Raw genomic sequence first — 25,816 nt, 5'->3', positions numbered from 1 at the left:
TTACAGCAAACGGCGCATAAGAAACAAAAATGGCTCCGATTTGGAGCCATTTATACCATCTACAGATAGCGATACTGGGGGTAGTTACGCAGTAGCAACATTAGCTTTTGGCAACTTAATTGAAATCAGCGTCGTCAGTGCCAAGAAAGCAAAAGAAACCCATAAGCACGCTGCAAGACCAGCCTCTTGGTAGATCCAACCCGATAATACCGTGCCAATCAAACGTCCCATCGCATTGGCCATGTAGTAAAAACCGACATCCAACGAGACGCCATCGCCTTTAGCGTAGCTCACTATCAAGTACGAGTGCAGCGAAGAGTTAATGGCAAACACAGCGCCAAAAATCATCAAACCTACCACAATCACCAATTCAGGCTGCCAACCGATTTGCACACCATAAGCAATACCAGCCGTAATTAACGCTAGGATTCCTGCCCACACCAATGCTGCACTACCATCAGGCACACGACCTTGCGCTTTGCCAGTAATACGCGGCGCAAAGCCTTGCACAAACCCATAAGCAATGACCCACGCTGCGAGAAAGCTACCAACCCACAAGTGATCCCAGCCAAACACGCTACCAAGATAAATAGGCAGAGCAACGACAAACCACACATCACGAGCACCAAACAAGAACATGCGTGCTGCGGATAAAATGTTTATCGATTCAGACTTGGAGAATATTTGGCGAAACTTAGGTTTACTCTTTGCTTTACCCATGTCCGCTTCTAGCCAGATCATGCTGCAAACAAACACTAATGTAAGTACACCCGCCATAATAAACATCGAGTTTTGAAAACCCACCCAAGACAGCAGCAAGCCACCAACAAAAAAGCCCGCTCCTTTGAGTGCATTCTTCGAGCCAGTCAAAATCGCTACCCATTTGTAGAGCGCACCTTGCTGTTCGTCTGGTACTAGCGTTTTAATCGCGCTCTTAGCACTCATTTTGTTCAGATCTTTGGCAATCCCCGACAGAGCTTGCGCTGCCATCACCCAAGGAATGGTCAGCCATGCATTTGGTACTGCGAGCATCAGCAACGCAAACACTTGCATCGCTAAACCAATGTTCATGGTTTTATTTAGGCCTAACCTTGCGCCCAACCAACCACCAACCAGGTTTGTCACCACACCAAAAAATTCATAGAAAAGAAACAGTGACGCAATAGCTAACGTGGAATAACCTAAGTCATGAAAATAGAGCACCACCAGCATACGCAGTGCGCCATCGGTCACCGTAAAGTTCCAATAGTTAAACGTCACTAACATGTACTGACGAATACTTTTGCTTAATTGAGAAATCATATTGACCTCATATGTACAGCGATAGAAGCATTTAGATCATCATGTTCTAAATACTTCCTAACCTGTACAGCAACATTGACCAATACAATGTTGCTGTGATTTTCAAAAAATGCCCCAACATCAATAAAAAGAAAAATACACCTTAAAAACAATGCATTAGTTAATATTAATGGCTTTTTTTGTAAACAGTCGTATCCTGAAGAAGCTCGAATTTAGCTTTTGGATCATAATGAACCAAAAGCTATTTAAGCTGATCAAGCGTCTTGAGCCACGCGTTCGATGTACTCAACTTGCACAGGTTTTGTAAATGCACCAGGGCGCAATGCCTGTACTTCTCGCACGATATCTTCTAACTGCCATTCCTTTTCTAGGAGTAGGTGAGCAGCGAACAAACCTGTGCGCCCCGAACCACCCATGCAATGCATCGCAACTTTGCCACCTTGAGCAAGAATCGCGTGCAGTTCCGGACTGGCTTGTTGCCACTTCGTCGCAAATTCTTCATTTGGTGCGCAGTCGTCTTCAATCTCGATCTGGAACCATTTCATACCCAGTTGCTGAGTGGCTTCACCCAATGCAGAGACATTCTTCGCAGCTAATTCACTATCATCTAATGCAGTAACGACCGCTTGAACACCCTGCTCTTTCAACTGTTCTAACGACGCATGCAAATCGACACCTTTCGTTCCTGGGCACGGTGTTAAGATTAAAGCACCGGAGTCCAAATCTAATTGCCATGTAGGATGAGACATTGTGACCCCCTTTTAAGCCAAACCAACGTTACGAACCAGCTCTGCTGTGCGCGTTGCATAACCCATTTCGTTATCGTACCAAGCGTAAATCTTAACCATACGAGAACCCACAACCATGGTTGATTGCGCATCAACGATGGTTGAACGTTGGTCGCCTTTATAATCGATAGAAACTAAAGGACGCTCTTCGAAGCCAAGGATGCCTTTCAAATCACCTTCAGATGCTTCTTTTAACAGTGCATTCACTTCTTCTGCTGTGGTATCACGCTTCACATCAAAAATGATGTCTGTTAACGATGCGTTTGCTAGAGGTACGCGAACCGCATGACCATTAATTTTGTCTTTTAATTCTGGGAAAATTTCGACAATCGCCTTCGCGCTCCCCGTCGTGGTCGGGATAAGGCTCATGCCGCATGCTCTTGCACGGCGTAGATCTTTGTGTGGCGCATCCAAAATAGTTTGCGTATTCGTCAGGTCGTGAATGGTCGTAAAAGAAGATTGTTCGATACCCAATTTCTCATGAATGACTTTAACCACAGGTGCGATACAGTTAGTCGTACACGAAGCTGCTGTCACGATACGATGTTTTTCAGGGTCGAAAATATGGTCGTTCACGCCCACCACAATGTTCGCAATACCTTCTTCTTTCACAGGTGCGCTTACCACGACACGTTTCACACCTTGCTCTAGGTATTTGTTTAGGAATGATGTTTTGCGATGTACGCCTGTCGCTTCAATCACAACATCACAATCAGACCAGTTCACCGCATCGATATCGCGTTGTTGAGTCGTGGCGACACGCTTGCCGTTGATGACGAGCTCACTGCCTTCGACCTGAACTCCATGATGCCAACGACCTTGCACTGAATCGAATTCTAATAAGTGACCAAGCGTAGCGGCGTCACCTGCGACATCGTTGATTAACACAAACTCCAATTCTGGCCAATCAAATGCCGCTCGCAGCGCTAAGCGACCAATTCGGCCAAAGCCATTAATTCCTACTTTAATTGTCATAGTTTTACCCTCTAATCTTCTACCTTGAATCTCTATTCGCTGTTAACAGCAAGCCTCACGACTTTTATCGTGTAAGCGTGTGATGTCGTCTTGGTATTCCTGCTTCAAACAGTTTGATGCCACTAAGTCTTCAATTAACTTTCGCATCCAACCTGGTAATTGCTGTGATAACTCGTAATACACCCATTGCCCTTGGCGTTTATCCACCAAGATGCCACTGGATCGTAACTGAGCAAGATGACGAGAAACTTTCGGCTGGCTCTCTTGTAGAGCAAACGCCAAATCGCCAACGCAAGTTTCACCTTCACGGGCCACGAGCATTAAACAACGTACGCGTGTTTCATCGGATAACAGCTTAAAAAACTGATGTGGAAGCATAATGAACATACCTATATATGGATATGCGTATATGTTTATTTAATTAAGATATATCGTCAAGAGGAAACCGTCCATCGTCATAAAAGTTTCACATCTAACGAACAGCTTGATTGTAAAGAGAGAGATTCAAAGAGATAAAAGATAAGACAAGAAATTATGCAGTCGCGATGCTTTGACTCCAGCGAGCCGCTTCACCTAAGGAGAGCTTCACTTCCTCTAAAGGCAACCCCAATTGCATCGTGATTTTTTCAACCCCTGACCAATCGGCACGCTCGTAGCACTCTTCGAGGGAAATAAGTGCACCATAAACCCCTTTGCGATGTAATAGCGCTTGTTGTACTGAATGACTAAGCGGTAACTGCCTAACTAAGGATTCCACCGAAAGATCCAGCAGCGCATCTAGAATCGACAGCAAACCAACCATGAAACCTTGCTCGCTGAGGTGAGAGAATGGCTGATAGCGCGACATCAATTGGCAAAATTGAGCTCGTTGCAATGAAAGGTGATACAGCTCTCGAGGCTTGTTACTGGAGATATACGATGCCACAACCAAAGAGACAAACTGCTTAAGGTTATCCTGGCCAAGATAAATCAATGCCTGACGAAAAGAGCTGATTTCGACAGCCAAATTCGGCGCTTGCGTATTTACAAAACGCAATAATTTATATGACAACGCGACATCTTGCGTAATGATGGACTCGATACGAGTAAAGTCAGGCTCAGGAGCACAAACTTCACGAAACAGTTGCAATGCCAACACTTGCTCAGGACTGACGTATTTAGTCTGCGAGACGAGTGGCTTGCTAAAAAAATAACCTTGGAAAAATTTAAAGCCAGCCGCTTTCGCTTGCTCAAACTCTTCTGCGGTTTCAACACGTTCTGCTAAAAAGTGGTATTTGACGCGTTTGGCAAGGTGTGTTTTGACCAGTTCACAGGCCTTTTCGAGCCCCATCGCCATAATGTCGAGCTTCACAATATGCACATATGGCAAAAAACGACGCCATTCTGGTGTTAGGATGAAGTCATCCAAAGCGATCAAGTAACCTTCTCGATAAAACTCACGAATCGCATCAAGAAGCTCATCCGTAGGTTGGCACGTTTCCAACACTTCGATGACAATTTTGTTTTTCGGCAAACTGCGCGGCAAACGTCGCACCAAGCTTTGATGAGGAAAGTTAATAAAGCATCTAGAAGAGGCAATTACTGGGTTAGTACCCAGCGATAGGAAGTTTTCGACAATCAGTCGGTATGTCGCTCGATTTGAATCAATATGTGAAGGGTATGCGTTACTCTCCCCGTCTCGAAACAACAATTCATAACCCAGCGTCTGTCTTTTTCGGTTAAAGATCGGCTGGCGAGCGACATACGTTGTATTCATGCTAAAGAAGGACCTATAAATGGCTTATGACTTTGCAGCTGCTAATAATGCACCACAACCCATGAACATTGAACCGAATACTTTGTTTATTTTTCCCATGATTTTATCGGAGCGAATAAAGCGTCCCATTTGTGCTGCCAAGCTCGTGTAACCCAACATTACACACGCATCAATCACGACTGTAGTGACGCCAAGCACCAACAGTTGCGTGATTTGGTCTTTTGCCGGGTCAATAAACTGCGGGAACAACGCCACCAGAAAAACAATCGATTTAGGGTTGGTGAGGTTAATTAACACTGCCTTGTACAACAGCGCCGTGCCTGACATCTCGTTGTGGTTTTCAGCTGCGACTAAGCTTGATGTGTCGCGCCATTTCTGAATCCCCAACCAAACCAGATAAGCGGCACCAACCCATTTAATGACAGAAAATGCGGTTGCTGACTGCGCGACAAGCGCACCAATACCCGCCCCCACCAGCGCGATGTGGATAACTAAACCAATTTGTAAGCCAATAATGGCACCCAGTGATTTACGGGTACCGTAACTCAAACCATTACTGATTGAGTTCACCGTGCCAGAGCCCGGAGCCAAACTAAAAACGATTGCTGTTACTACATAAGCTAACCAGACATGGGTATCCATTGCATTTCCTCACTAATTCTTCGATGATACATCGCGTAAACAACGTATCTTCAGGTAATCAACTAATGGCGACTAACCATTCACCTTTGACTTATACTCAAGAGACATTATTTGAGCAAGCAATTGGTGGTCCGATCGCAGCACTTTGGCAAACTCGCCAAGAGGGCTTTGTTAAAGGGACTGAGAAAAAGAACATTTACTGGTGCAAGCTAACCAACCCAGAGCATAAAAAAGCCGTGCTCATCGTAAATGGACGCATTGAGTCTTCCTGGAAATACCAAGAGCTGTTTTACGATCTCTACCGCCAAGGTTTCGATGTCTATTCCTTTGACCACCGCGGTCAAGGTTTATCAGATCGTTTATTATCTGACTCAGATATGGGTCACGTCTATGACTTTACTGATTATATTGATGATATGGACATCGTCGTAAAAAAACACGACCTTAGCGAATATCAACAATGCTTCATCATCGCGCACTCTATGGGCGGCGCGATCGCGACACGTTACCTGCAAACTCACCCAGAACACCCTTTTACTGGTTTGATTCTAAGTGCCCCCATGTTTGGCATTAACCTGCCATGGTACCTATCACCAATAGCGATTCCGGTCACACAAATTATGTCAGCGGTATCGACTTTGCCACGCTATGCACCAGGACATCAGGCCTATTTCCCTAAGCCCTTTGAAGATAACCCACTTAGCCAAAGTTACGGCCGCTACCAATGGTTCCGAAACCTATATACGGAAAAACCGGAACTGCAAGTCGGTGGGCCAAGCACTCGCTGGGTTTGGCAAGGGCTCATGGCCGCTAAGCAGTGCTTTTTATTAACTCGCCAAGTCAAAATACCAGTCATCCTAATCCAAGCCGGAAACGATCGGATTGTTAGCAACCTCGCGCAAAAGCGTTTTATTGATAAATTGCGGAAAACCAACCCGCACGCGGAGCTGCTTTCTATCGAAGGCGCACAGCATGAAATCTTGTTCGAGACCGATAAGTATCGTAATCAAGCGCTCGATGCGATTTTCCGCTTTATGAATGACCCTAAATCGCCATCAAACGAACAAGCACAATAAGAACTCTAGGCGACCATTTCACGACTAAGATTAAAGAGGAAATGTCTACACATCGATTTACCCTCTTTTTCATCCTCATTTTGACGTACACTGCTTGAACTTGGCTACTTTGACACTGTGTTTAACCGCATAGTGCTACGAGCCCAAGTTCCCCCCGCATTCGGAGCAGTACGATCTAGTCAGTCTGCTGTACTCCGTTTGCAATTCACCTGTTCCACACTATCCAAACCGTTTACGAGGACTTCATGAGCACATCGCTACCTTGCAAAGAGATCACCAAAATCGTTGCCTCTGATCTGGATGGCACGTTACTCGCACCTAACCATCAGCTCAGTGCTTACTCAAAAGAGACGCTAAAAGCGCTGCATGAAAAGGGTTATACCTTTGTCTTTGCAACCGGCCGTCACCACGTAGACGTTGCGAGCATCCGTCGCCAAGTTGGCATTCCAGCTTATATGATCACGTCGAATGGTGCCCGAGTGCATGACCAGGAAGATCAGCTAATGTACAGCGAGAATGTCCCTGCGGAACTGGTACAAGGCGTGATCGACACGATCAAACATGATCAAGAAATACTTATTCACATGTATCAAAATGATAGCTGGTTGATGAACAAGGATGATGAAACGTTACGTGACTTCCACGATGAATTCACTTACGTCTTATTTGATGAAGACCACGCCCCAACTGACGGTATTGCGAAAGTTTTCTTCACGCATCCAGGAGAAGACCACGAACGTTTGGTCGTATTTGAAAACAAACTACGTGAGCAGTTTGGTGATAAGCTGAACATCGCATTTTCAACGCCTTGGTGTTTGGAAGTAATGAGCGCTGGCGTGTCTAAAGGTCATGCTCTTGAAGCGGTAGCGAAAAAACTCGACCTCACGTTAGAAAACTGCGTAGCATTTGGTGATGGCATGAATGACGTAGAAATGCTGTCGATGGCAGGTAAAGGGCTAGTTATGGGTACATCACACGAAAAAGTGATGAAAGCTCTACCAAATAATGAAGTGATTGGCAGCAATGCAGAAGATGCGGTTGCACACTACCTACAAGAACACTTGCTGTAAGCTTCAATACTCCAAATAATGAAGGGCTGCACATTCGCAGCCCTTTTCTTTTATCGCTGACTTGGCAGCTTCTCTTTGCCAAGAATCGCGTCCCATTCTTCTTCTGTCACGGGCATAATCGACAAGCGATTTCCACGTTTCACCAACGGCATGTTCTCAAGTTCTGGCATCGCTTTCATCACCGACAACGGAATCACTCGCGCCGTTTTACGTACAAACTCGACATCTACCATAATCCAACGCGGGTTGTCTGGGTCTGACTTTGGATCGTAATAATCGCTTTCGGGATCGAATTGGAAATGATCGGGATAGGCTTCTCTCACAACTTTAGCAATACCTGCCACGCCAACATGTTTACAAGAAGAGTGGTAAATCAGGACTAAATCGCCCACCTTCACTTGGTCACGCATCATATTGCGCGCCTGATAATTACGAACTCCCTCCCAACATGAAACCTTTTGGGTTCGAAGCGTGTCAATAGAAAAGGTATCTGGTTCAGTTTTAAATAACCAATATGCCATAATGCCATCCGATGCCGATTGAGTAACAATAATGAGGAAGATATAACATGAAGGCTTTGAAAAACCCAGTGGCGCTTGCCACCCTGCTGGTTCTGCAAGCATGTAGTTCACAGCCGCCACAATCTGGTGCTGCTAACCCAACCTCTCCACCAGCAACCTTAGATAAGCCTGAAACCATTCAACCTCAAACTTTTATGCTGCGCGGAAAAGTGATCGTCGGTCACGAGAGCCAATACATCATGCCTTGTGGCAGCGACAAGCAATATTGGTTGCAACTATCACCACAGCAAATGCAACGAGCAATTCAGTTAAATAACGAGCCTTACCAGACCATGTATGGCGAGGTTATCGGCCACCTCAACCCACCGGGCATCGATGGGTTTTCTGCTGATTTCGATGCTAACTTTGTCGTGGAACAAGTGAACTTCCTCACAACGGAAAATCCAAACCGTTGTCAGCAACCAAACAAACCAACTCGCGTGTTTGGTAATGAGCCTTCTTGGTCGGCAAGCTTTGAGGCTAATGGACTAACATTCCAGCAAATCGGCAAACAAACCACAAAATTAGCGATTAAAAGCAGTCAGCTTCAACCTCGCCAGCGCACTTATCAACTACAAGATGGTGAGCTTCACTTAACAGAAAACCTCTGCTCAGACACAATGAGCGATTCTTTGTATGGCTGGAAAGCAACACTAAAACATGATGGCGAGACGTATCAAGGTTGTGGTATGGCTGCAAACGTCGATGCAACGCTTGGCTGGGCTAATACCTATGTCGCGACCTCAACTCAATCACAAGGCTTTGAAGTACAAATGACCTTAAACCTAGACCACAGCGCCACAACAAAATACCGTTACTCCAATGGACAAGCACCATTAATCGAGCGTGGTTACTGGCAACAGTTAAGTCCGTCTCAGGTTCAAGTTGTCATGACGCATCATCAACAGCAAAGGCTAATGTCAGAGCGACTGTTTACTCGAGAAGGCAATCAGCTCAAAGCGACCAAAGAAAAAGTCGGTAACTTAGTATACCCAATCGCCGATGGTGGTTTAGTCCTTTATCCTGCCACCGTTCGTGATGAAGGCATCATGCAACCAGCCGAAAAACGCACCAACAACCCCATCGGTAGTGCTGACGTCCCTTCTAGTGCAGAGTTTGATTCAAAAGTAGATGCCGCGGTGCGCAACTACTTCTTTATCCATCAAACCACCCCCAACAATAACCAATACCGTTGGCTAACTTACGACCTCAACAGCGATGGTAACGAAGAGCTATTGGTACAGTTGGATTGGTGTGGTTCCGGAGGCTGTACATTGCTGATATTTGAACATCACGAAAAGGAATGGCGATTTAATAGCCGCATTACACTAGTGCAAAGCCCGATTATGCTCGGCCAACAAACCTCTCATGGTTGGCGAGATCTGATTTTTAATGTCAGCGGTGGCGGAGCTAAAGCGGCTCAACACGTGATGCAATACACTGGGGTTAGCTACCCACTCAACCCAAGCATGGCGCCAACGGCAACGCCGAACCAAGTCAGTGGCGTGCGTCTGTTCTCTGATGGGATAAGCCCGGTGCGAGAAGGAGTTCGTCTGTAATGTCACAACCGTGTCCAACCTGCGGTTTTCAATTCAATTGTATGTGCTCGCTAATGCCGAAACTTAACAGTGAGCACAACATCCTGCTGTTAATGCATCCGAATGAACTGAAGCGTGATACTAATACCGGCCAGCTACTAGAGCAGTGCCAACTCAACATTGAGCGAGTAATCTGGGATCGCAAACAGCCACCAGCAGAATTGCTCACTCTATTAACTGATCCGTCGCGGTATCCGGTGTTGCTCTTCCCCTGTGAAGAAAGTATCACACTCGAACATGTGGTACTCCAAAGCCAGCAACAAACCAAAACTCCGCTGTTTATTATTTTGGATGCCACCTGGCAAGAGGCGCGCAAAATGATCAATAAGAGCCTTTGGTTAGAAGGTATCCCTACTATGGGATTGTCTGCGTCGGCGGACTCACAATATCAGCTGCGACGCAACCAACAACAAGGTAACTTGTGCACGTTTGAAGTCGCTGCACATTTGCTCGGGCAACTTGGAGAACAAAACAACCAACAACAAATGCAGCGCTTTTTTGCCCATTACCTCGCTTTGTTCCAAGCTGAAAAGAGTGGACACGCTCTTAAGCGGTAAACATTAAGCTTAGTAGAAGAATCAAACAAAAAACGCAGCCTACGCTGCGTTTTTTACGACAAGAAGTTTCACGTGAAACATCATTAAAACAGTCGAGTCGGCTCGCCAAGATAGTAACCCTGCAAATAATCCACCCCCATGTCTTGTGCAATGGTACACACCTCCTGATTGTGGACGAACTCCGCCACCGTCTCCGCGTTAAACACCTGGCACAAACGCACCAACTGGGAAGCGATCTTGCGCTGTTTTAAGTCTTTATCAATATCACGAATCAAGCTGCCATCGAGCTTTATGACTTCTGGCTCCAACTTTAGGATTTCATCGATATTCGAATAGCCGGACCCAAAGTCATCAACAATGATACGCGCCCCTAAGCTTCTAAAATGACTGCACACTTCTATCATTCGGCCATAGTCTTTGATCTGCTCAGATTCCAGCACTTCTAAACCAATTCGCCTTGGGTCATTTAGCTGGCTAATTTCATGCTCTAAAAGTATTAAAGTTTTATCACTGAGCAAATCTTGCGGCGATAAGTTTATAGAAAAGTCACCTTGCTTATCTCGCATGTAATGCAACGTAGAATGAATCATGTGCCGACTTAGTCGAGTGTAAAGATGCGTATCAGAGATAATTGGCAGAAAACGCCCTGGCGCAATCACCGTTCCATCGGCTTCCAGAATACGAACCAAACATTCTTGGCTTGCCAATTTGTGGCTACCCGCATGCACAATCGGTTGGCTATAGGTGATGATATTCTGTTTGAGAATGGCTCTACTGACGCAACTTAGCCATCCAAGTTGCTCTTTGCGCACATCCTCACTGACTTCAATATCTTTCGCATTACAGATATGGGTATTACTGCGTACACCAGAGCGCCTCGCTTCGATGCCTTTGAGTAAGAGCTCATCTACTGAAGCGGATGGAAAGTCTCGACGACTCACTAAGCCGCCGCATAGCGAGATAGAAAGATAATCTATTTCACGTAGGCCAATTGGCTCAAAATTAGTTTGTTCTACCGCGTCAGCAAAACGCGTAAAGTGCTGTTTGATGGTCTCGCTGCTTTGATCAGCTTTAAATATGAACGCCCATTCACCAACCCCAATACTATAAAGCTGCAAAGCCGTTGGCATGCCGAAACGCTTTCGTAATCGATTCGTAAAGTGCATTGAGAGATCTTTGAGTAATTGATCTCCCACTCGGTAGCCGTATTTTTCGTTGATATGACTAAAGTTAAGTAGCTTTAGAGTCAACAAATGCTCATCCAAATCGATGTTACTCAGCCGCTCTTGCAATGCGACCCGGTTTTGTAACCCCGTGCGACTGTCGCGTCGATAGCTTTCTTGTAACTTGCGCGTTTGGCGATCGAGTTGATATCCCATATGCGCGTTCATATGGTTGAGATCGCCGATCGCATTTCGAATCAAGCTAAACAACGGTGAAATAGAGGAGCTAACGGGCGACTTAGGCAAGTTCAATGTTTGCACTTCGTCTCCCTCTCGCATCGCTAAATACGTCAGGCTGTGATGAAGAATTTCGGGCTGACCAATACCACCATGCAGTTCCCCCATACAGTAACTACCAAACGTCGTCGCAATATCTTTAAAGGCTTGGACTTCGTCGCTGCTGTCAATAAAGTCTAACCGTGACGCGCAGTTAAAAATCATCACGACTTCAGGTTGGTGCATGGCTAACTCAACCACACCATGCCGCACTTGCTCGAGCGTTAACGAGGGATGGTTATAGCAAAATTGCACTTCGTCACCAAGACACCAGGGCCTGTCGAAGCTCATACTGCCATCAGCGTGTAGCTCCGTTACCGTACAAACTTCCTTTCGCCCTAAGCTTTCTCGATACAAAGGAAAGCTGAGCAGTTGACTCAGCGTCACGTCATGGCCATCCGCCAAGTAACGCTTGTATACTTCCAGCGCTTTCTTCTCACCTAAACAATACAAGCGCGTTCCTTTTGCATGAGTGACTTTGTGTGGCATGCCAATCGGGTTCCATTCCGAATACGCATCAGTCCATAGCTTCAAAGTATCACTGTGCAAAGCTACGGCAACCACAGCGTTATCGTAAACTCGGTTTTGATATAGCACCCAGCAGCCATCGTCAATACTCTGCGCCAACCCTCCAGAAATCACTACTTCTTCACTGGCGAAGGTTTGAAACAAGGGATAGTCACGTCGTTCAATTTGCACAGCAAAGCTGAGGATCACCTGTGAATTATGCTGCATTAGAAGAGAGCGCTTGAGCTCCCCGCCATCAATGTCAGGGGAGTAAGAGTATGTTTGTACCGCAGAAGTCAGCGTGGTTTGCTCAAATTCAATCACACTCACTAGGCAACCAGAGGTAAATATCTCCCCTTCCAGAATCACATTACGCGTACTATGCCCCATAACATGAGCATTCGGCAGCGACGACAAAACGGCGTCTGCAAGTGTGGTCGTAATTTCGCGCGATTGCGTCGACAATATTTGTACTAAATATTGTTTATCTGAGGAAGTCGGAAAAGTGACTAAAAAGTCATTCAGTTGACTGACATCGTGAACCAGTTTTGAAAAAGCTCGCATGGACCTACCACTGCCGTAACACTATCTTCACCACGACTTGTGGCGTTACTATTTTTATTTAATAGAGAATAATTTACGTGGCTTTGCGCTGCTTTTCTAGACACAAAATGAGATTAGAATGGATTAATGCGAAAGCAATTAAAAAAGTGTGAGTAACGGCTGCAAACTATTGATTTCAATATCAGGTAAAGTACGTGTTTTTGAATGGTTAATGACATTTTTATTCATATCATTAAACCAACAGGCTGCAAAACCAGCCAACTTTGCACCATGCACATCCGTGGTTAGATGATCACCGACATGCAGAATATTCTCCGCAGGAATATCCAAGAATCGCTTCGCTTTAGTAAACATATCGGTTGCGGGTTTCGCCAATCCATCTGGCCCTGCTTTAAGTACCTGTTGGAAATAAGGCGTAAGACCGATGCGGTCTAAATCCACATTACCGTTGGTGATTGCCACCAACGGGAAGTGCTGCGCGAGTTCCTCCAGTACATCGAGGCTTTGCTGCGGCACTTCAAAACGGCTACGCCAGTCCAACGCAACGTCTACTGCGGCTTTCGCGGCGGCATGTGCTGCGTCTTCGTCGTAGCCTACTTGGGAGAAGGCTTGCTGAAGTTGCACTAAACGCCATAAAGTGACATCGCTCTTCAGCTCGGGTTGTTGCTGCACAACTCGCTGTTTGAGAGCAAACCAATCCGCTTTGTTCATATGAGCAACCGCTGGATGATGGTGCTTGAGCCAAGATAGCAACTCACGCTCCATGCGAACGATCACAGGATAGTTGTCATAGAGGGTATCATCTAGGTCAAAGGTCATTGCCTTAATAGGCTCGATACGGCGATAAAATTTCATACTTCGGCTCACTCCCCGTTCTTTTTGCGTGCGCGTGGGTGGGCTTGGTCGTAGGCTTGCGCCAAATGTTGGAAATCCAAGTGCGTGTAGATTTGGGTCGTCGAAATGTTCTCGTGCCCTAAAAGCTCCTGCACCGCACGTAAGTTATTGCTTGATTCGAGCATATGTGTCGCAAATGAGTGACGCAATTTATGCGGACTAATATGGCTTGCGACAGACTGTTTCTGCCCCCATTCAGCCATGCGCTTTTGCACGCTACGATGCGAAATACGCGTTCCGAGCTTAGATACAAACAAGGCGGGCTCACCTGGAGCGGCTAAATCACCACGAACGCGTAGCCACTTCCCAACCCACTCGGTTGCCATCCCAGAGAACGGCACTTTACGTTCTTTATCGCCTTTACCAATAACACGAAGCTCACCACTACGCAGTTGTACATCACGTACATCCACACCCACCAACTCAGCCAAACGTAAACCGGCGCCGTACATCAGCTCCATCATGGCGCGATCGCGCACAGCCAACGGGTCGTCCTCGTTGACTTCAAGTAATTGGCTCACTTCGTCAACATCGAGGTTTTTGGGCAACGGGCGTTTTTTGCGAGGTGCTGAAACCCCTTTGGCTGGGTTAGCCGACATCTCGCCACGCAGAATAAGGAAATCGAAAAAGCTACGCAGCGATGAGAGTCGCGTTGCCAAACTGCTGGCTTTCATGCCTTCTCGCATACCCTTACCTGCTAATTGGCGCACCCAACCAGCATCCACTTGAGACCAATCTTTGAGCCCCATTTCAGCTAGGTGCTGCGCCATTGTTTCTAGCTGCTGTTTGTAATTGCGCTGAGTATGTAGGCTAAGCCCCTTTTCGCTTCGTAAGAATTCATAGAAGCGCTCAAGAGGCTTTTGCAGACTATTTGGCAGAGGAGTGTTGGGAGTTGTCGTCATCGTAACTTTGCCATACCAGTGTTTGAGCGAGATGTGCCACCACTAATGATAGGTGACGCAAAAACAAGGTATCCATATCTGGCTGAAAATGGCCGCCATCTTCACTAGAAAAAGCAAGCACGCCCAGTGTTTGCTGTTTCACGAGCGGCAGTACCACATAGGACCCCATTTCCGGCACTTCCATGTTGCCAAACAAAGCTTCACGATCCACTTTGCGAAGACGTCCTAAGTACGCATCTTTGCCATTTAAGTGAGTGGTCGCAAAGCGTTGATAACTTTCCTTACTCAATTGAATCGATGCGTCGCACTGACTAAACAATCGAACAAACGCACGTAAGCCCAATGCTTTGGCTTTCTCTTCGATAGAATGAATGACTTGTTTAAAGTCACCACACTTTAGAATCTGCCCCTGCAAATCCATAAATTCGTAAAAGGTGCGATCATTGTTCGCCGCAAGCGACATTAGTGTAGTGATCTCTTCCTCTAACTCTTCAATGCGCTGACGTTGACGATTCATTTGGATGTGCACCAAAGATACCGCGCCTAAGTCTGAGTGTGGGAAAGATAAACGATCCACAAGCTCCGGACGTTGCACAAAAAAGTCTGGATGATCTTTGAGGTACTCGGCCACTACTTCAGCCGTTAAGGCATCTGCTTCTACTTGAGACAAACCGTTTCCTTTTTCTTCAACTAGCAAGACAATTGACCATCAAATACATGCGTTGTAGGTCCGGTCATAAACAACGGCTTGCCAGGACCTTGCCATGCAATTCGCAATTCACCACCAGGTAGAGAAACCTTAACGTTTTCATCCAACAAGCCCTGCAGAATCCCAACCGCGACTGCCGCGCATGCACCACTACCACAAGCTTGTGTCTCTCCTGCGCCTCGCTCGTAAACTCGAAGACGAATATGGTCACGACTCATCACCTGCATAAAGCCAGCGTTGACGCGCTCTGGGAAACGCTCATGCGACTCAAGCAGCGGACCGAGAGTTTCCACTTCTGCCGTATCCACATCGTCGACCACGGTCACTACGTGCGGGTTACCCATGCTCACAGCACCACAAAACAAGGTATTGTCGCCTGCTCGCATGATGTAAGTTTTCTCTTTTTGCTTCGCTTTGAAAGGAATTTTGTTCGGTTCAAACTCTGGCACGCCCATGTTGACCGTCACTTCCCCATCATCTTCGATGTTGAGAATCATCTTTCCTTTCTTGGTGCTCACGCTGATGCTGTATTTATTGGTCAGCCCCTTCAAGCGAACAAAGCGGGCAAAACAGCGTGCACCGTTACCACACTGTTCAACTTCACTACCATCGGCATTAAAAATCCGATAATGGAAGTCGGTTTCAGGGTCGTAAGGGGCCTCTACCACAAGCAATTGGTCAAAACCAACGCCAGTATGACGATCCGCCAAGCGGCGGATCAGGTCTTGCGAGAAAAACACGTTCTGGGTAATACAGTCGACGACCATGAAGTCGTTGCCCAAACCGTGCATTTTGGAAAAGTGGAAATGCATTTGTTGTGTGTTACTCCGGTAGAATCTGTTCCAGCTGCCACAAACTGGTCAGCTCCTCACGCTGGCGAACTAAGTGGCTTTGTTTACCGTCCACCATCACTTCTGCCGCTCGGGTACGAGTATTGTAGTTCGAAGACATCACAAAACCATAGGCACCTGCTGAACGAACCGCGAGTAGATCACCTTCTTGCAAAACGAGTGCGCGATCTTTACCCAAGAAGTCGCCGGTTTCACAAATAGGACCAACCAAGTCGTAAGTCTGAGCTTCACCCTTTCGCGGTGAAACTGGCACAATATCTTGCCATGCTTGGTATAGCGCAGGACGCATCAAGTCGTTCATTGCAGCGTCGATAATCGCAAAGTTTTTATGCTCAGTATGTTTTAAAAACTCAACACGCGTTAGCAAGATACCTGCGTTCGCAGCAATTGCACGGCCTGGCTCAAAGATCAGCTCCAAGTCTTGGTGATTTTCAAGACGGCCTAGTAACGCTTTGGCGTAATCAGAAGGCTGAGGTGGTAATTCATCACGATAGACCACACCCAAACCGCCGCCGACATCAAGGTGACGAATGTTAATGCCTTGTGCTTTTAAATCATCAATCAGAGCTAATAAACGGTCTGTCGCGTCGATAAATGGGTCTATATTGGTCAGCTGAGAACCAATGTGGCAGTCGATGCCTTGCACATTCAAGTTCGGCAGGCTTTGCGCGAATTTATAAACATCTGGCGCACGATCAAACGCAATGCCGAATTTATTGTCGCGAAGACCAGTCGAAATGTAAGGGTGTGTTTTCGCGTCGACATCTGGATTGATACGCAGAGAAATTGGTGCAATCACACCAAGCTCACCCGCAACCTTGTTCAAACGTTCTAGCTCTGGCTCAGATTCAACGTTGAAACATTTGATACCTAGCTCAAGAGCGCGCTTCATCTCTGCCGATGTTTTACCAACACCAGAGAAAACGACTTTTTTCGGATCACCGCCTGCGGCAATCACACGCTCAAGTTCACCACCCGACACGATGTCAAAACCCGATCCCAAACGCGCTAGCGTGTTCAATACGCCTAAGTTTGAGTTGGCTTTCACCGCGTAGCAAACTAGGTGAGGATGCTGACCCACAGCACTATCAAACGCCTTCCAATGGCGCTCTAGCGTGGCTCGAGAATATACGTAAAGAGGAGTGCCATATTGCTCTGCAAGAGCTTGAAGTGGGACGTCTTCGGCCCAAAGCTGGCCATCATCCTGATAGTTGAAGTAATCCAAAATTCGCTTCCCTTATTTTATTCGACTGCTGAACCCTAATTTCACCCTAAGGTGCGGTTATTTATTGTGATTGCTCATTCTGTTGAGTGTCATCTGGAATGTATAGTGAGCCAGACTGACCACACCCCGCTAAGGTCGCGGCAACCATCACAAACAACACAGTAACTAATTTTTTCATTTCGCATATCGTGATTATTGAATCAATGCCCCCTATAATCGCACCACACTCAGGAAAAGCAATAGGATAGACGGATGAACGATACTGAATTTCATCAACTGGTGGATGCGCAGATGCAAATCATCGAAGAATCCATCGATGATTCAGGCGCAGACATTGATTACGAAGTCACTGGCAACGTAATGACATTGGAATTTGAAGACCGCAGCCAAATCATCATTAATCGCCAAGAGCCGATGCATGAGATCTGGCTAGCGTCCAAATCTGGTGGTTTCCACTTCAAACTTATTGAAGGTAAATGGACCTGCTCAAAAACGGGTATGGAGCTATTTGAAATGGTGAAGCAAGAATGTGAAAAGCACGCAGGCGAAGCCATTGATTGGGCATAATTCTGGTCAATCGTCACCAAAACAAAAAGAGCACCGAAGTGCTCTTTTTGTTTATTGATACGGGTTTAATTACGCGTTCACAGTTTTGGTCGGGCGACTCGGTGAACAACCGTCATTACGGTAAGGAATGATATACGCATTCCCCTCTTCAGGGTGAATAATTTGATAGTACTGAGGCAGGTTAAAGTTAATAAACTTAGACGCGACGCGACTATCGTCTTTTACCGACGTGTAGAAGCTGTTTACAGACGAAATCATTTCATCTTTAGAGCCGCTAAATTGGTGATACACTTCCACTTGATTTGACTCATCCAACACATAAATATTGAAGCCATCTTCGTTATCTTCAAAGAAGAACTGCACTAGACCTTCACTGGCAAACCCATCCACCGCTTCAGGCATTTGATATTCTTGCTCACGATCGAGCATTAACAGCGGCGAGCCTTTGAGTTTGTTAGTGGAAATGCTGCGGTAGAAATCGATGGAATTTTCTAGCTTCTGCACCGACACACCACGACGTTCAAAGAACAACCCATAAGTCTGGTTACCAAGACGCATCGCTTTAAAGCGGCGGCGTTTCTCTTGCTCTACTGGTTTTAAGCGTAAGTCGATACATTCAGCTAAAAGCTGGTAAACCATATTACGCATCACACCACGCATGTTCTTCGCATAGCAGAACACATCCACTGATTCTGGTGGCAACGCATCTTGGTGCATTTTGCCCAAAATGGTTTTCAGTGCATCCAGCATCGCCGTTTCCCCTTTGAAATGCAGCGTACGCACTTCATGCCAAGAGTTACGGTAAACAAGGTCAACACTGCCGACTAAATTTTTATGTTCTGGACCAAAGCTAAAAATATCGGTGTTCTTAACATCCACTTTCAACGAACGACCAGAAAGTTCAGACGTCGGATCATTTTCGAAGTTGATGAACATCGCAAGCTGGCTTATTTCACAAGGACTCGCTAGCGCCTGCATAGATGGACGACGCTTACGCAACGCAAAAGTATTTCGTAAGTCACTCACCATTTGGTAAAACTTATCAATATCTAGCTGCGCTTCACGTACCACGGCATGTAAACGAGTCGATTCAGTAATCAAGCCATTGAAGAATGCCCAAGCAACCAACTTACTCAAGTATTCATGATGCTCTAGATATGGTTGCCCCAAAATGCGGTGCGCAATAAGCGGTTGTTTATAGAGGTACCAACCAGACTTGTTTACCCCCCCTTTTTTCACTTCGATAAAGCTCAAGTCAGGCTCGTGCAGATCAGGTGAAATCTGTGGGTTTAGTAACGTTACTTTGCCCGGCAATACTTCAAAAGCTGCGTAAAGTTTACGGGCCAAAATACTGATGTCTTGCGGACTGATAGCAGAAGTGATGTCGTTACGACGCGCAAATTGAATCAAGTTACGGTAGCTTTGCATCAACGCATCCAGCAATGCATGATGTACCACCTTTACTTGTTCAACCTTCCAATTACGGCGGTCATCGAGCTCTGCAACGACACTGGCATCCCAATTCCATTTTGCAATCATATCGCTCAGCGCTTCACGACGCCAAGCTACTGAGCCAACATTCGGCTCACGAGATAATTTTTCATGGGTTTTGAGATAGAAACAGCGACGCACTAAATCCAAACGTGTATCGTCTTGAATTCGCTCTAAGTAACGGGTTACTTTTTCCAACATTAAGTAGTACGCATCCATGCCATAGAGATCAGGCTCATGGGCAAAGAAACGACGTTTAGTGTCGATGCTTAACAATTGAGTATGCGGGTATTCCCACGAGTAAGCTTCTAGCAAGATGGCTTTTAATACCGATTTGTAGGGAGAGTCGATGCTTTTGTATAACTGCCACAAGTTCGAGCCGAAGTATTCTTCAGCAGGAATGCAGTTCAATTTACCAAAGTCGATCCATTCACTACAGTCGATGTAACCATCACTGCACAGTTGAGAAACGTACTCGTCGTAACACTCTTCCATTTCTGGCGGCACGATTTGCCATAACAAACGCTGTCCGGCAATACGCACCGCACTACGATAGAATTCATCTAGCAAAAGTAAGTGCTGAGATGAACCACAGTTATCACCTGTCATCTCCTCAGAATGATTGCTTCTAAAGCGCTCTTTATCCATTAAGAAAAAGTTCGCTTCCACGCCTTTGCTTTGTGCCCAATCCGTGATGAGTAAGCATTTATTGGTCAATAACTCGCGTTCGTCACAATCCATCTCTGGTGAGATACACACCCAAATATCCAAATCACTGGAAGTACTTTGACCAATCGAGGAGGTACTGCCCATGGTGTACAAACCCAATATAGCGGGCTTTTCTACCGTCTTGAGCGGCTGACCAATGGCAAGTTGAATATCATCTATGAATTGTTGCTGAATGCTATTTAGTTCAAGCCCATGCACACCAAAAGGGACATCGGCATCATAATAGCCAGGAATTACAGGATGGTTGTAATTCAACAAGGCAGGAATCAAATGGAAGACTTGCTGGCTTTGCGAATCCATAAGCGCCAGCGCGCGATCAACTCGCTGCTGATTCAAATTATCTAGTCGCTGGATGATTTTTTGGGTGTAAGCCTGCAAGGGGAATTCCTTGGTTGAACAATCACGAAAATCTGCTGACGTTTTAAACCAAAATGGCTTAAAAACGTGATCAATTTAACACTTTTATTGGTGCGGGTAAAGCTTCACGCCCGCGTATCACTCTGGATACAAAACCATACTTTAGTCACAAAATTAATCGCGCGGTAGTTTCGCTCTTATTACCTATTACTAATAATAGTCCTTAGTCTAATTGAGAATCCAGTCACACTATTTTCATAACGTCATGTAATTCCATTCATAGCCTTCAGAGATAACGAACTAACAGTAAGCATTTCTTGATGAGAATGGTAGGATAAACCCAAATCCAAACAGCATTGAGAAGATCATGACACAATCCACACCGATTCGCATTGCAACTCGAAAAAGCCCTCTTGCTTTATGGCAAGCTTACTTTGTTAAAGACGCCCTTCAAGCCGCTCACCCTGGCTTGGAAGTCGAGTTAGTAACCATGGTGACCAAAGGTGACGTGATTTTAGATACACCACTAGCAAAAGTTGGCGGCAAAGGCTTGTTCGTAAAAGAGCTTGAAATCGCGATGCTAGAAGGACGTGCAGACCTCGCCGTTCACTCAATGAAAGACGTACCCGTCGATTTCCCAGAAGGCCTTGGCCTCGTGACCATTTGTGAGCGTGAAGATCCTCGTGATGCCTTCGTCTCTAATACCTATAGCCACATTGATGAGCTCCCTCAAGGTGCCGTGGTTGGTACTTGCAGTTTGCGCCGTCAATGCCAACTGAAAGAATATCGTCCGGACATCATCATCAAAGAGCTTCGCGGTAATGTGGGCACTCGCCTTGGTAAGTTAGATGCGGGTGAGTATGATGCAATCATTCTTGCTGCGGCTGGCCTCAAACGATTGATGCTTGAAGAGCGCATTCGTAGCTTTATCGAACCAGAGCAATCACTACCAGCGGTAGGGCAAGGTGCTGTCGGTATTGAGTGCCGCCTTGACGATGAAAGACTGCTTAAGCTGCTTGAGCCACTTAACCACCAAGACACCGTAGACCGCGTTTTGTGTGAGCGCGCAATGAACCTTACGCTAGAAGGCGGCTGTCAGGTACCTATCGGCAGCTATGCCCTGCTAGACGGCGACAACATTTGGCTACGCGCATTAGTTGGCGAACCAGATGGCAGCGAAATTGTGCGTGGTGAAATTCGTGGCCATCGTAAAGACGGCGAAGCATTAGGAGTGCAGCTAGCCAATGAGCTGCTAGATAACGGCGCTCGTGAAATCCTAACTAAGCTGTACGCAGATCACGAATAACCATGGCAGTGTTGGTCACTCGGCCGGGAGAGCAAGGCAACGCGCTTTGCTCTCTGCTCGAAAGGCACGGCATTTCCGCATATCACCATCCTCTGATCGACATTGTCGCCGATCTCACGGACACGCACCTCTCTAAACATCTACATCAAGCTCAAATTGTTATCGCTGTTAGTCGACATGCAGTGCAATGTGCACAGCAAATCTTAGCCAGCAACGGGATGTCATGGCCGAAACAAGCTATTTACCTTGCCGTTGGTCAAAAAACAGCACACTATTTAAGCAAATGTACCCAACAGAAAGTACACTATCCCCAAGTCAGTGATAGTGAACACTTATTGCGACTGCCAGAGCTCAACAATGTGGCACAACAACAAGTTCTTATCCTTCGTGGTAACGGCGGAAGAGAGCTGATCAAAGATGCATTGGTGAGGCGTGGCGCAAAAGTTCACTATAGTGAGACTTACAAGAGAGAATTCATCCCATTCGATCCAGTAAGCTGTATCTCACTATGGAAAAACCTACAAATTAACCAGATTATTGTCACCAGTGGTGAACAACTGGATTATTTGTGCAGCCAATTGACGTCGGAGCAATTGACTTGGCTTAATCAACAAGAGTTGTATATCCCCAGTCAGCGTATCGCTGACATTGCAATTCAAAGGGGGTTCACTCGCGTGAGATGCACGGGAAGCGCATCCAACCAAGAATTACTGGCGGCTCTCCAGCCCTAGCTACACAGGATATAGGCATGACAAGTAAAAATAACGACCAAAAAAATAACGATAAAAACCTTTCCGAAGAAACCTCATCGACACCGCTAGTCGAAAAAACCACATCGCAGCAGGATGCGGACCTTAAAAAAGAGCAACCACAAGCGGCCGAGCCCCCAAAAACAGCAGAGCCAACCAAAGTCGAGTTTGAAGAAAAACAAGGTAAACGCGGTGTCAAACTAGGCACGGTCGCTATCATCTTATCGATTATTTTTGGCGGTGGCCTCGCGTACAAGCTGCATCAACAGCAAGCCGATTACCAAGCGCAGATCGCCCAACTAAAAAGTCAGCTAGAAAGCACTCAAGCTTCCATGAAGCAAGAGCTCAGCCGGGTACAAGAAGAAACCATCGAGAAAGCAACAACCGTGACACACAAAGCGGAAGTGGTACTTGGACAGCAACAGAAGAGCATTGAAAGCTTACAGCTCGCCGTTGCCGATGTGAAAGGTCGTCGACCAAACGACTGGCTATTGGCGGAAGCCGATTACCTCGTCAAATTAGCCGGCCGTAAATTGTTCTTAGAGCACGATGTAGAAAGCGCGACTCAACTGATGGAAAGTGCAGACCAACGCATTGCAGCGCTGAATGACCCTAGTCTCGTCAAACTACGTAAAGCAATGGCAAACGATATCACCAAACTTCGCACTATCCCGCTAATTGACCGTGATGGATTGGTACTACGCTTAACTGCCCTGCAACAGCAAGTAGACAAGCTCCCTCTCGCCAATGCACTGCTACCTGAAGCTGAAGCCGTAGAAAACACTGAAGTGTCTGAAGATATCGCAAACTGGCAAGATAACTTAATGACCTCTTTGAAGGACTTTTCAGAAAACTTCATTACCTTCCGCACGCGCGATGGTAACGTCATTCCACTGCTTTCTCCTGAGCAACACTTTTACCTGAAAGAAAACATCAAAGCCAAATTGGAAACGGCAATAAAAGCGGTGTACCAAGAACAAGGTGAAATTTACACCACATCTCTAAAAACAGCCGACAAATGGGCATTAGCTTTCTTCAACCAAGACGATAATTCCGTTAAAGAGTTCAACAAAACGGTTAACCTGCTAAGTCAGCAAAATATTCAAGTGGAATACCCAACAAAACTGCAAAGTCAGTCTCAACTATCAGATGTCATCCGTGAACGCCTACGTCGTGAAGTCACAACGATGACAGGCATGGAGGATAAGTAATGTTTCGTCTTATTTTCCTATTTGTTGTACTAGGCGCAGGACTATTTGTTGGCACCCAGCTTTCTGGTCAGCAAGGCTATGTACTCATCTCCATTGCCGAGAAAACGATCGAGATGAGCGTAACGACATTAGTGGTTTTCGTTATCGCAGCACTCGCAGGTCTTTTTCTGCTTGAGTACCTGATTAAGAAGTTAGTTTATGCTAGTTCTACAACATGGAACTACTTCAGTGTTCGCAAAATGCGCCATTCCCGCCGATACACCAATGAAGGCATTATTAAACTTCTAGAAGGTGACTGGAAAGGTGCTGAGAAAAAAGTAACTCGCTGGGCAAATCATCACGATATGCCGCTGCTTTGCTACTTAGTTGCCTCTGAAGCCGCACAAGGTCAAGGTGATAAAGCAAAACGAGATCACTATCTAGAGCTAGCGAGCCAACAAGAGAACGCCCATCTCGCAGTAGAGCTGACTCGAGCGAAACAATTTATCCGCGACAACGAGTTCGAGTCCGCTTTCGATACCTTGCAATCGTTAAAAAGTCAGTATGCGAGTAACTCTATTGTATTGAACTTGCTGAAAACAACGTACATGCAGCTAAAGTTGTGGCAACCTCTTATTGACCTCTTGCCACAACTAACCAAAGCAAAACTCATCTCGGACGAAGAACATGCAGAGCTGATTCAAAAGGCGCAGTGCGGCTTACTCCATGAAGTAGCGCAGCAACAGGGTAGCGAAGGGCTAATCTCCCATTGGAATAGCCTCTCACGTAAAGTGAAACAAGACACACACCTCGTTGCCTGTTTTGCTCGAGAACTCATCACACGAAAAGCTGATGCAGAAGCCTTTACCGTGCTAAAAGAAGCATTAAAAAAACAACCAGCCCCAGAGCTTTATCAACTACTGCCAGATCTAAATCTGCCAGATACCCACCCTGTCGTGGTCTTCTTAGAGGGAGTAGTGAAGAAAGAACCGGATAACGCCGCTGCCCATAGCGCATTAGCGCACTTCTATTTCCGTCAAGAGAAGTGGCAAGAAGCCCAGGATCACTTTGAGATCGCCTTAAAGCTTCGCTCTGACGTCTCTGACTATGCATTCCTAGCAGACACACTAGAGAAGCAAAATCTAACCAAAGCTGCTCACGAAGTCTCTCGTAAAGCTCTCACGCTCGTACAGAATGACTAACTTAAGATGACCTAACCAAGCCGACAGCTTACCTGTCGGCTTTTTTATTGCCTGCTATTAACCCTTTAGTCCTTACATCAATATGTTTATCAAATTCATTGGTTCCCAAGTAATTTCCAACTTCCTAGCAACTCACTATCGTTTCACTTTCACTCTTCTCTTTTGACTACTCTGATCCTGTCATTCCAGCAGAATCCAAAACAATTTTAAAAGATGCAGGAATACGTAACTTTAGCCTGTTGATGTATGGTTTTAAGACGTAGCTAGATTTAGGCAATAGAGCACACGCATCGCTAGACTGAGCAAAACAAAAAGATACATCAGTGAAACAGTGGCTATTTGAGTATGCTTATTTGTTCGGTCTATCCAGTAAAAGGGGCTAGAGAAGCAATGGTAGTGCTTTAAGAGAACGATAAGGCAATAGATGGTTCAACACCTTAACAAAGCATCTCCAACAACCTTATCGGGACAGCATGCAGTGATGAGGATGAACAGCTTTAGAGGCAACTGCACTTCTTAGCAAAAATCAAAACGTCACAACCAAGACCGATACCAATATTACTTTGTCGAAAAGTAGATCGCATATGGAATTGATTTTTGGCAAGCACAGATAGAGTAATAAAGATGTGCGGAAATGAAAAAAGCCTCGCTATTTCTAGCGAGGCTTCTTAATAGTGGCGGAGAGATAGGGATTTGAACCCTAGATACGCTATTAACGTATGCCGGTTTTCAAGACCGGTGCTTTCAACC

General features: G+C 46.0%; 24 protein-coding genes. 9 read left to right on the top strand and 15 right to left on the bottom strand.

All coding sequences use genetic code 11. The features are described from left to right. Positions 1–84: 84 nt before the first annotated feature. The 6 genes from arsJ to rhtB form a co-directional block, all read right to left on the bottom strand. Complete coding sequence (arsJ, locus tag R7Z41_RS20795; protein ID WP_005378722.1) at positions 85–1,302, bottom strand: organoarsenical effux MFS transporter ArsJ; 1,218 nt, start codon at positions 1,300–1,302, stop codon at positions 85–87. 254 nt (positions 1,303–1,556) lie between these two features. Beyond that, complete coding sequence (locus R7Z41_RS20790; RefSeq protein ID WP_005383629.1) at positions 1,557–2,051, bottom strand: cyclin-dependent kinase inhibitor 3 family protein; 495 nt, start codon at positions 2,049–2,051, stop codon at positions 1,557–1,559. 12 nt (positions 2,052–2,063) lie between these two features. Continuing rightward, the gene (locus R7Z41_RS20785; RefSeq protein WP_005383630.1) at positions 2,064–3,065 is read right to left on the bottom strand and encodes an ArsJ-associated glyceraldehyde-3-phosphate dehydrogenase; all 1,002 of its coding nucleotides are present in this window, start codon (positions 3,063–3,065) and stop codon (positions 2,064–2,066) included. A 42-nt stretch (positions 3,066–3,107) separates the two neighbouring features. After that, positions 3,108–3,443 carry a metalloregulator ArsR/SmtB family transcription factor gene (locus R7Z41_RS20780; protein ID WP_005378730.1) on the bottom strand — a complete coding sequence of 112 codons (336 nt, stop codon included), beginning with the start codon at positions 3,441–3,443 and terminating at the stop codon, positions 3,108–3,110. 154 nt (positions 3,444–3,597) lie between these two features. Then, positions 3,598–4,821: an EAL and HDOD domain-containing protein gene (locus R7Z41_RS20775; protein ID WP_225478167.1), complete on the bottom strand. Its 1,224-nt coding sequence runs from the start codon at positions 4,819–4,821 to the stop codon at positions 3,598–3,600. Positions 4,822–4,845: 24 nt separating this feature from the next. Next, positions 4,846–5,463 (bottom strand): homoserine/homoserine lactone efflux protein, encoded by a 618-nt coding sequence (gene rhtB, locus R7Z41_RS20770; RefSeq protein WP_005378732.1) that lies wholly within the window; start codon positions 5,461–5,463, stop codon positions 4,846–4,848. A gap of 65 nt (positions 5,464–5,528) precedes the next feature. Here rhtB and R7Z41_RS20765 point away from each other — a divergent pair, with 65 nt between their 5' ends. Next, the gene (locus R7Z41_RS20765) at positions 5,529–6,539 is read left to right on the top strand and encodes an alpha/beta fold hydrolase (RefSeq protein ID WP_005378733.1); all 1,011 of its coding nucleotides are present in this window, start codon (positions 5,529–5,531) and stop codon (positions 6,537–6,539) included. Between the two features lie 245 nt (positions 6,540–6,784). After that, a complete protein-coding gene (locus R7Z41_RS20760) occupies positions 6,785–7,609 on the top strand; it encodes a Cof-type HAD-IIB family hydrolase (RefSeq protein ID WP_017636084.1) in 825 nt (274 codons plus the stop codon). 50 nt (positions 7,610–7,659) lie between these two features. Here the strand turns inward: R7Z41_RS20760 and R7Z41_RS20755 are convergent, their stop codons facing one another. Further along, a complete protein-coding gene (locus R7Z41_RS20755) occupies positions 7,660–8,130 on the bottom strand; it encodes an EVE domain-containing protein (RefSeq protein WP_005378735.1) in 471 nt (156 codons plus the stop codon). Between the two features lie 47 nt (positions 8,131–8,177). Between R7Z41_RS20755 and R7Z41_RS20750 the strand changes: the two genes are divergently transcribed. Together R7Z41_RS20750 and R7Z41_RS20745 are read left to right on the top strand one after the other, a co-directional pair. Further along, the gene (locus R7Z41_RS20750; RefSeq protein WP_206971041.1) at positions 8,178–9,728 is read left to right on the top strand and encodes a COG3650 family protein; all 1,551 of its coding nucleotides are present in this window, start codon (positions 8,178–8,180) and stop codon (positions 9,726–9,728) included. Then, on the top strand, positions 9,728–10,324 hold the full coding sequence (locus R7Z41_RS20745) for a tRNA-uridine aminocarboxypropyltransferase (RefSeq protein WP_176311206.1): 597 nt from the start codon (positions 9,728–9,730) through the stop codon (positions 10,322–10,324). Before R7Z41_RS20750 ends, R7Z41_RS20745 begins: the two co-directional genes overlap by 1 nt. An 83-nt stretch (positions 10,325–10,407) precedes the next feature. Here the strand turns inward: R7Z41_RS20745 and R7Z41_RS20740 are convergent, their stop codons facing one another. The 7 genes from R7Z41_RS20740 to lptM form a co-directional block, all read right to left on the bottom strand. Beyond that, complete coding sequence (locus R7Z41_RS20740) at positions 10,408–12,894, bottom strand: EAL domain-containing protein (protein ID WP_053307415.1); 2,487 nt, start codon at positions 12,892–12,894, stop codon at positions 10,408–10,410. A gap of 138 nt (positions 12,895–13,032) precedes the next feature. Further along, a complete protein-coding gene (gene yigB / locus R7Z41_RS20735) occupies positions 13,033–13,749 on the bottom strand; it encodes a 5-amino-6-(5-phospho-D-ribitylamino)uracil phosphatase YigB (protein ID WP_054575533.1) in 717 nt (238 codons plus the stop codon). 8 nt (positions 13,750–13,757) lie between these two features. After that, entirely contained in the window at positions 13,758–14,690 is a 933-nt protein-coding gene (xerC, locus tag R7Z41_RS20730) for a tyrosine recombinase XerC (protein ID WP_005378742.1), read from the bottom strand. Next, positions 14,656–15,387, bottom strand: a complete 732-nt coding sequence (locus R7Z41_RS20725) for a DUF484 family protein (protein WP_005383398.1) — start codon at positions 15,385–15,387, stop codon at positions 14,656–14,658. The genes xerC and R7Z41_RS20725 overlap by 35 nt, the downstream gene beginning before the upstream one ends. After that, entirely contained in the window at positions 15,381–16,211 is an 831-nt protein-coding gene (gene dapF / locus R7Z41_RS20720; protein WP_005378744.1) for a diaminopimelate epimerase, read from the bottom strand. Before dapF ends, R7Z41_RS20725 begins: the two co-directional genes overlap by 7 nt. Positions 16,212–16,221: 10 nt before the next feature. Beyond that, positions 16,222–17,475, bottom strand: coding sequence for a diaminopimelate decarboxylase (gene lysA, locus R7Z41_RS20715; protein WP_033907276.1), 1,254 nt, complete (start codon positions 17,473–17,475; stop codon positions 16,222–16,224). Between the two features lie 61 nt (positions 17,476–17,536). Next, entirely contained in the window at positions 17,537–17,653 is a 117-nt protein-coding gene (lptM, locus tag R7Z41_RS24700; protein WP_005378746.1) for an LPS translocon maturation chaperone LptM, read from the bottom strand. Positions 17,654–17,727: 74 nt separating this feature from the next. Between lptM and cyaY the strand changes: the two genes are divergently transcribed. Next, positions 17,728–18,042, top strand: a complete 315-nt coding sequence (cyaY, locus tag R7Z41_RS20705) for an iron donor protein CyaY (RefSeq protein ID WP_005383391.1) — start codon at positions 17,728–17,730, stop codon at positions 18,040–18,042. A gap of 69 nt (positions 18,043–18,111) precedes the next feature. Here the strand turns inward: cyaY and R7Z41_RS20700 are convergent, their stop codons facing one another. Further along, entirely contained in the window at positions 18,112–20,640 is a 2,529-nt protein-coding gene (locus tag R7Z41_RS20700) for a class I adenylate cyclase (RefSeq protein ID WP_053350817.1), read from the bottom strand. Positions 20,641–20,986: 346 nt separating this feature from the next. Here R7Z41_RS20700 and hemC point away from each other — a divergent pair, with 346 nt between their 5' ends. Genes hemC through R7Z41_RS20680 form a run of 4 tightly spaced genes read left to right on the top strand, consistent with a single transcriptional unit; the run spans position 20,987 to position 25,066 of the window. Further along, positions 20,987–21,925, top strand: a complete 939-nt coding sequence (gene hemC / locus R7Z41_RS20695; protein ID WP_206971042.1) for a hydroxymethylbilane synthase — start codon at positions 20,987–20,989, stop codon at positions 21,923–21,925. A 2-nt stretch (positions 21,926–21,927) separates the two neighbouring features. Next, positions 21,928–22,656 (top strand): uroporphyrinogen-III synthase, encoded by a 729-nt coding sequence (locus tag R7Z41_RS20690; protein WP_005383386.1) that lies wholly within the window; start codon positions 21,928–21,930, stop codon positions 22,654–22,656. A gap of 17 nt (positions 22,657–22,673) precedes the next feature. Then, the gene (locus tag R7Z41_RS20685; RefSeq protein WP_206971043.1) at positions 22,674–23,885 is read left to right on the top strand and encodes a uroporphyrinogen-III C-methyltransferase; all 1,212 of its coding nucleotides are present in this window, start codon (positions 22,674–22,676) and stop codon (positions 23,883–23,885) included. Then, positions 23,885–25,066, top strand: a complete 1,182-nt coding sequence (locus R7Z41_RS20680) for a heme biosynthesis protein HemY (protein ID WP_104975683.1) — start codon at positions 23,885–23,887, stop codon at positions 25,064–25,066. The genes R7Z41_RS20685 and R7Z41_RS20680 overlap by 1 nt, the downstream gene beginning before the upstream one ends. Positions 25,067–25,816: the final 750 nt, after the last annotated feature.

It is taken from the genome of Vibrio sp. 1457, assembly GCF_033340195.1.
Taxonomy (GTDB): Bacteria; Pseudomonadota; Gammaproteobacteria; order Enterobacterales; family Vibrionaceae; genus Vibrio; species Vibrio alginolyticus.
Note: the sequence above shows the minus strand (reverse complement) of the source record. Positions and strands in the feature narration are given on the sequence as shown.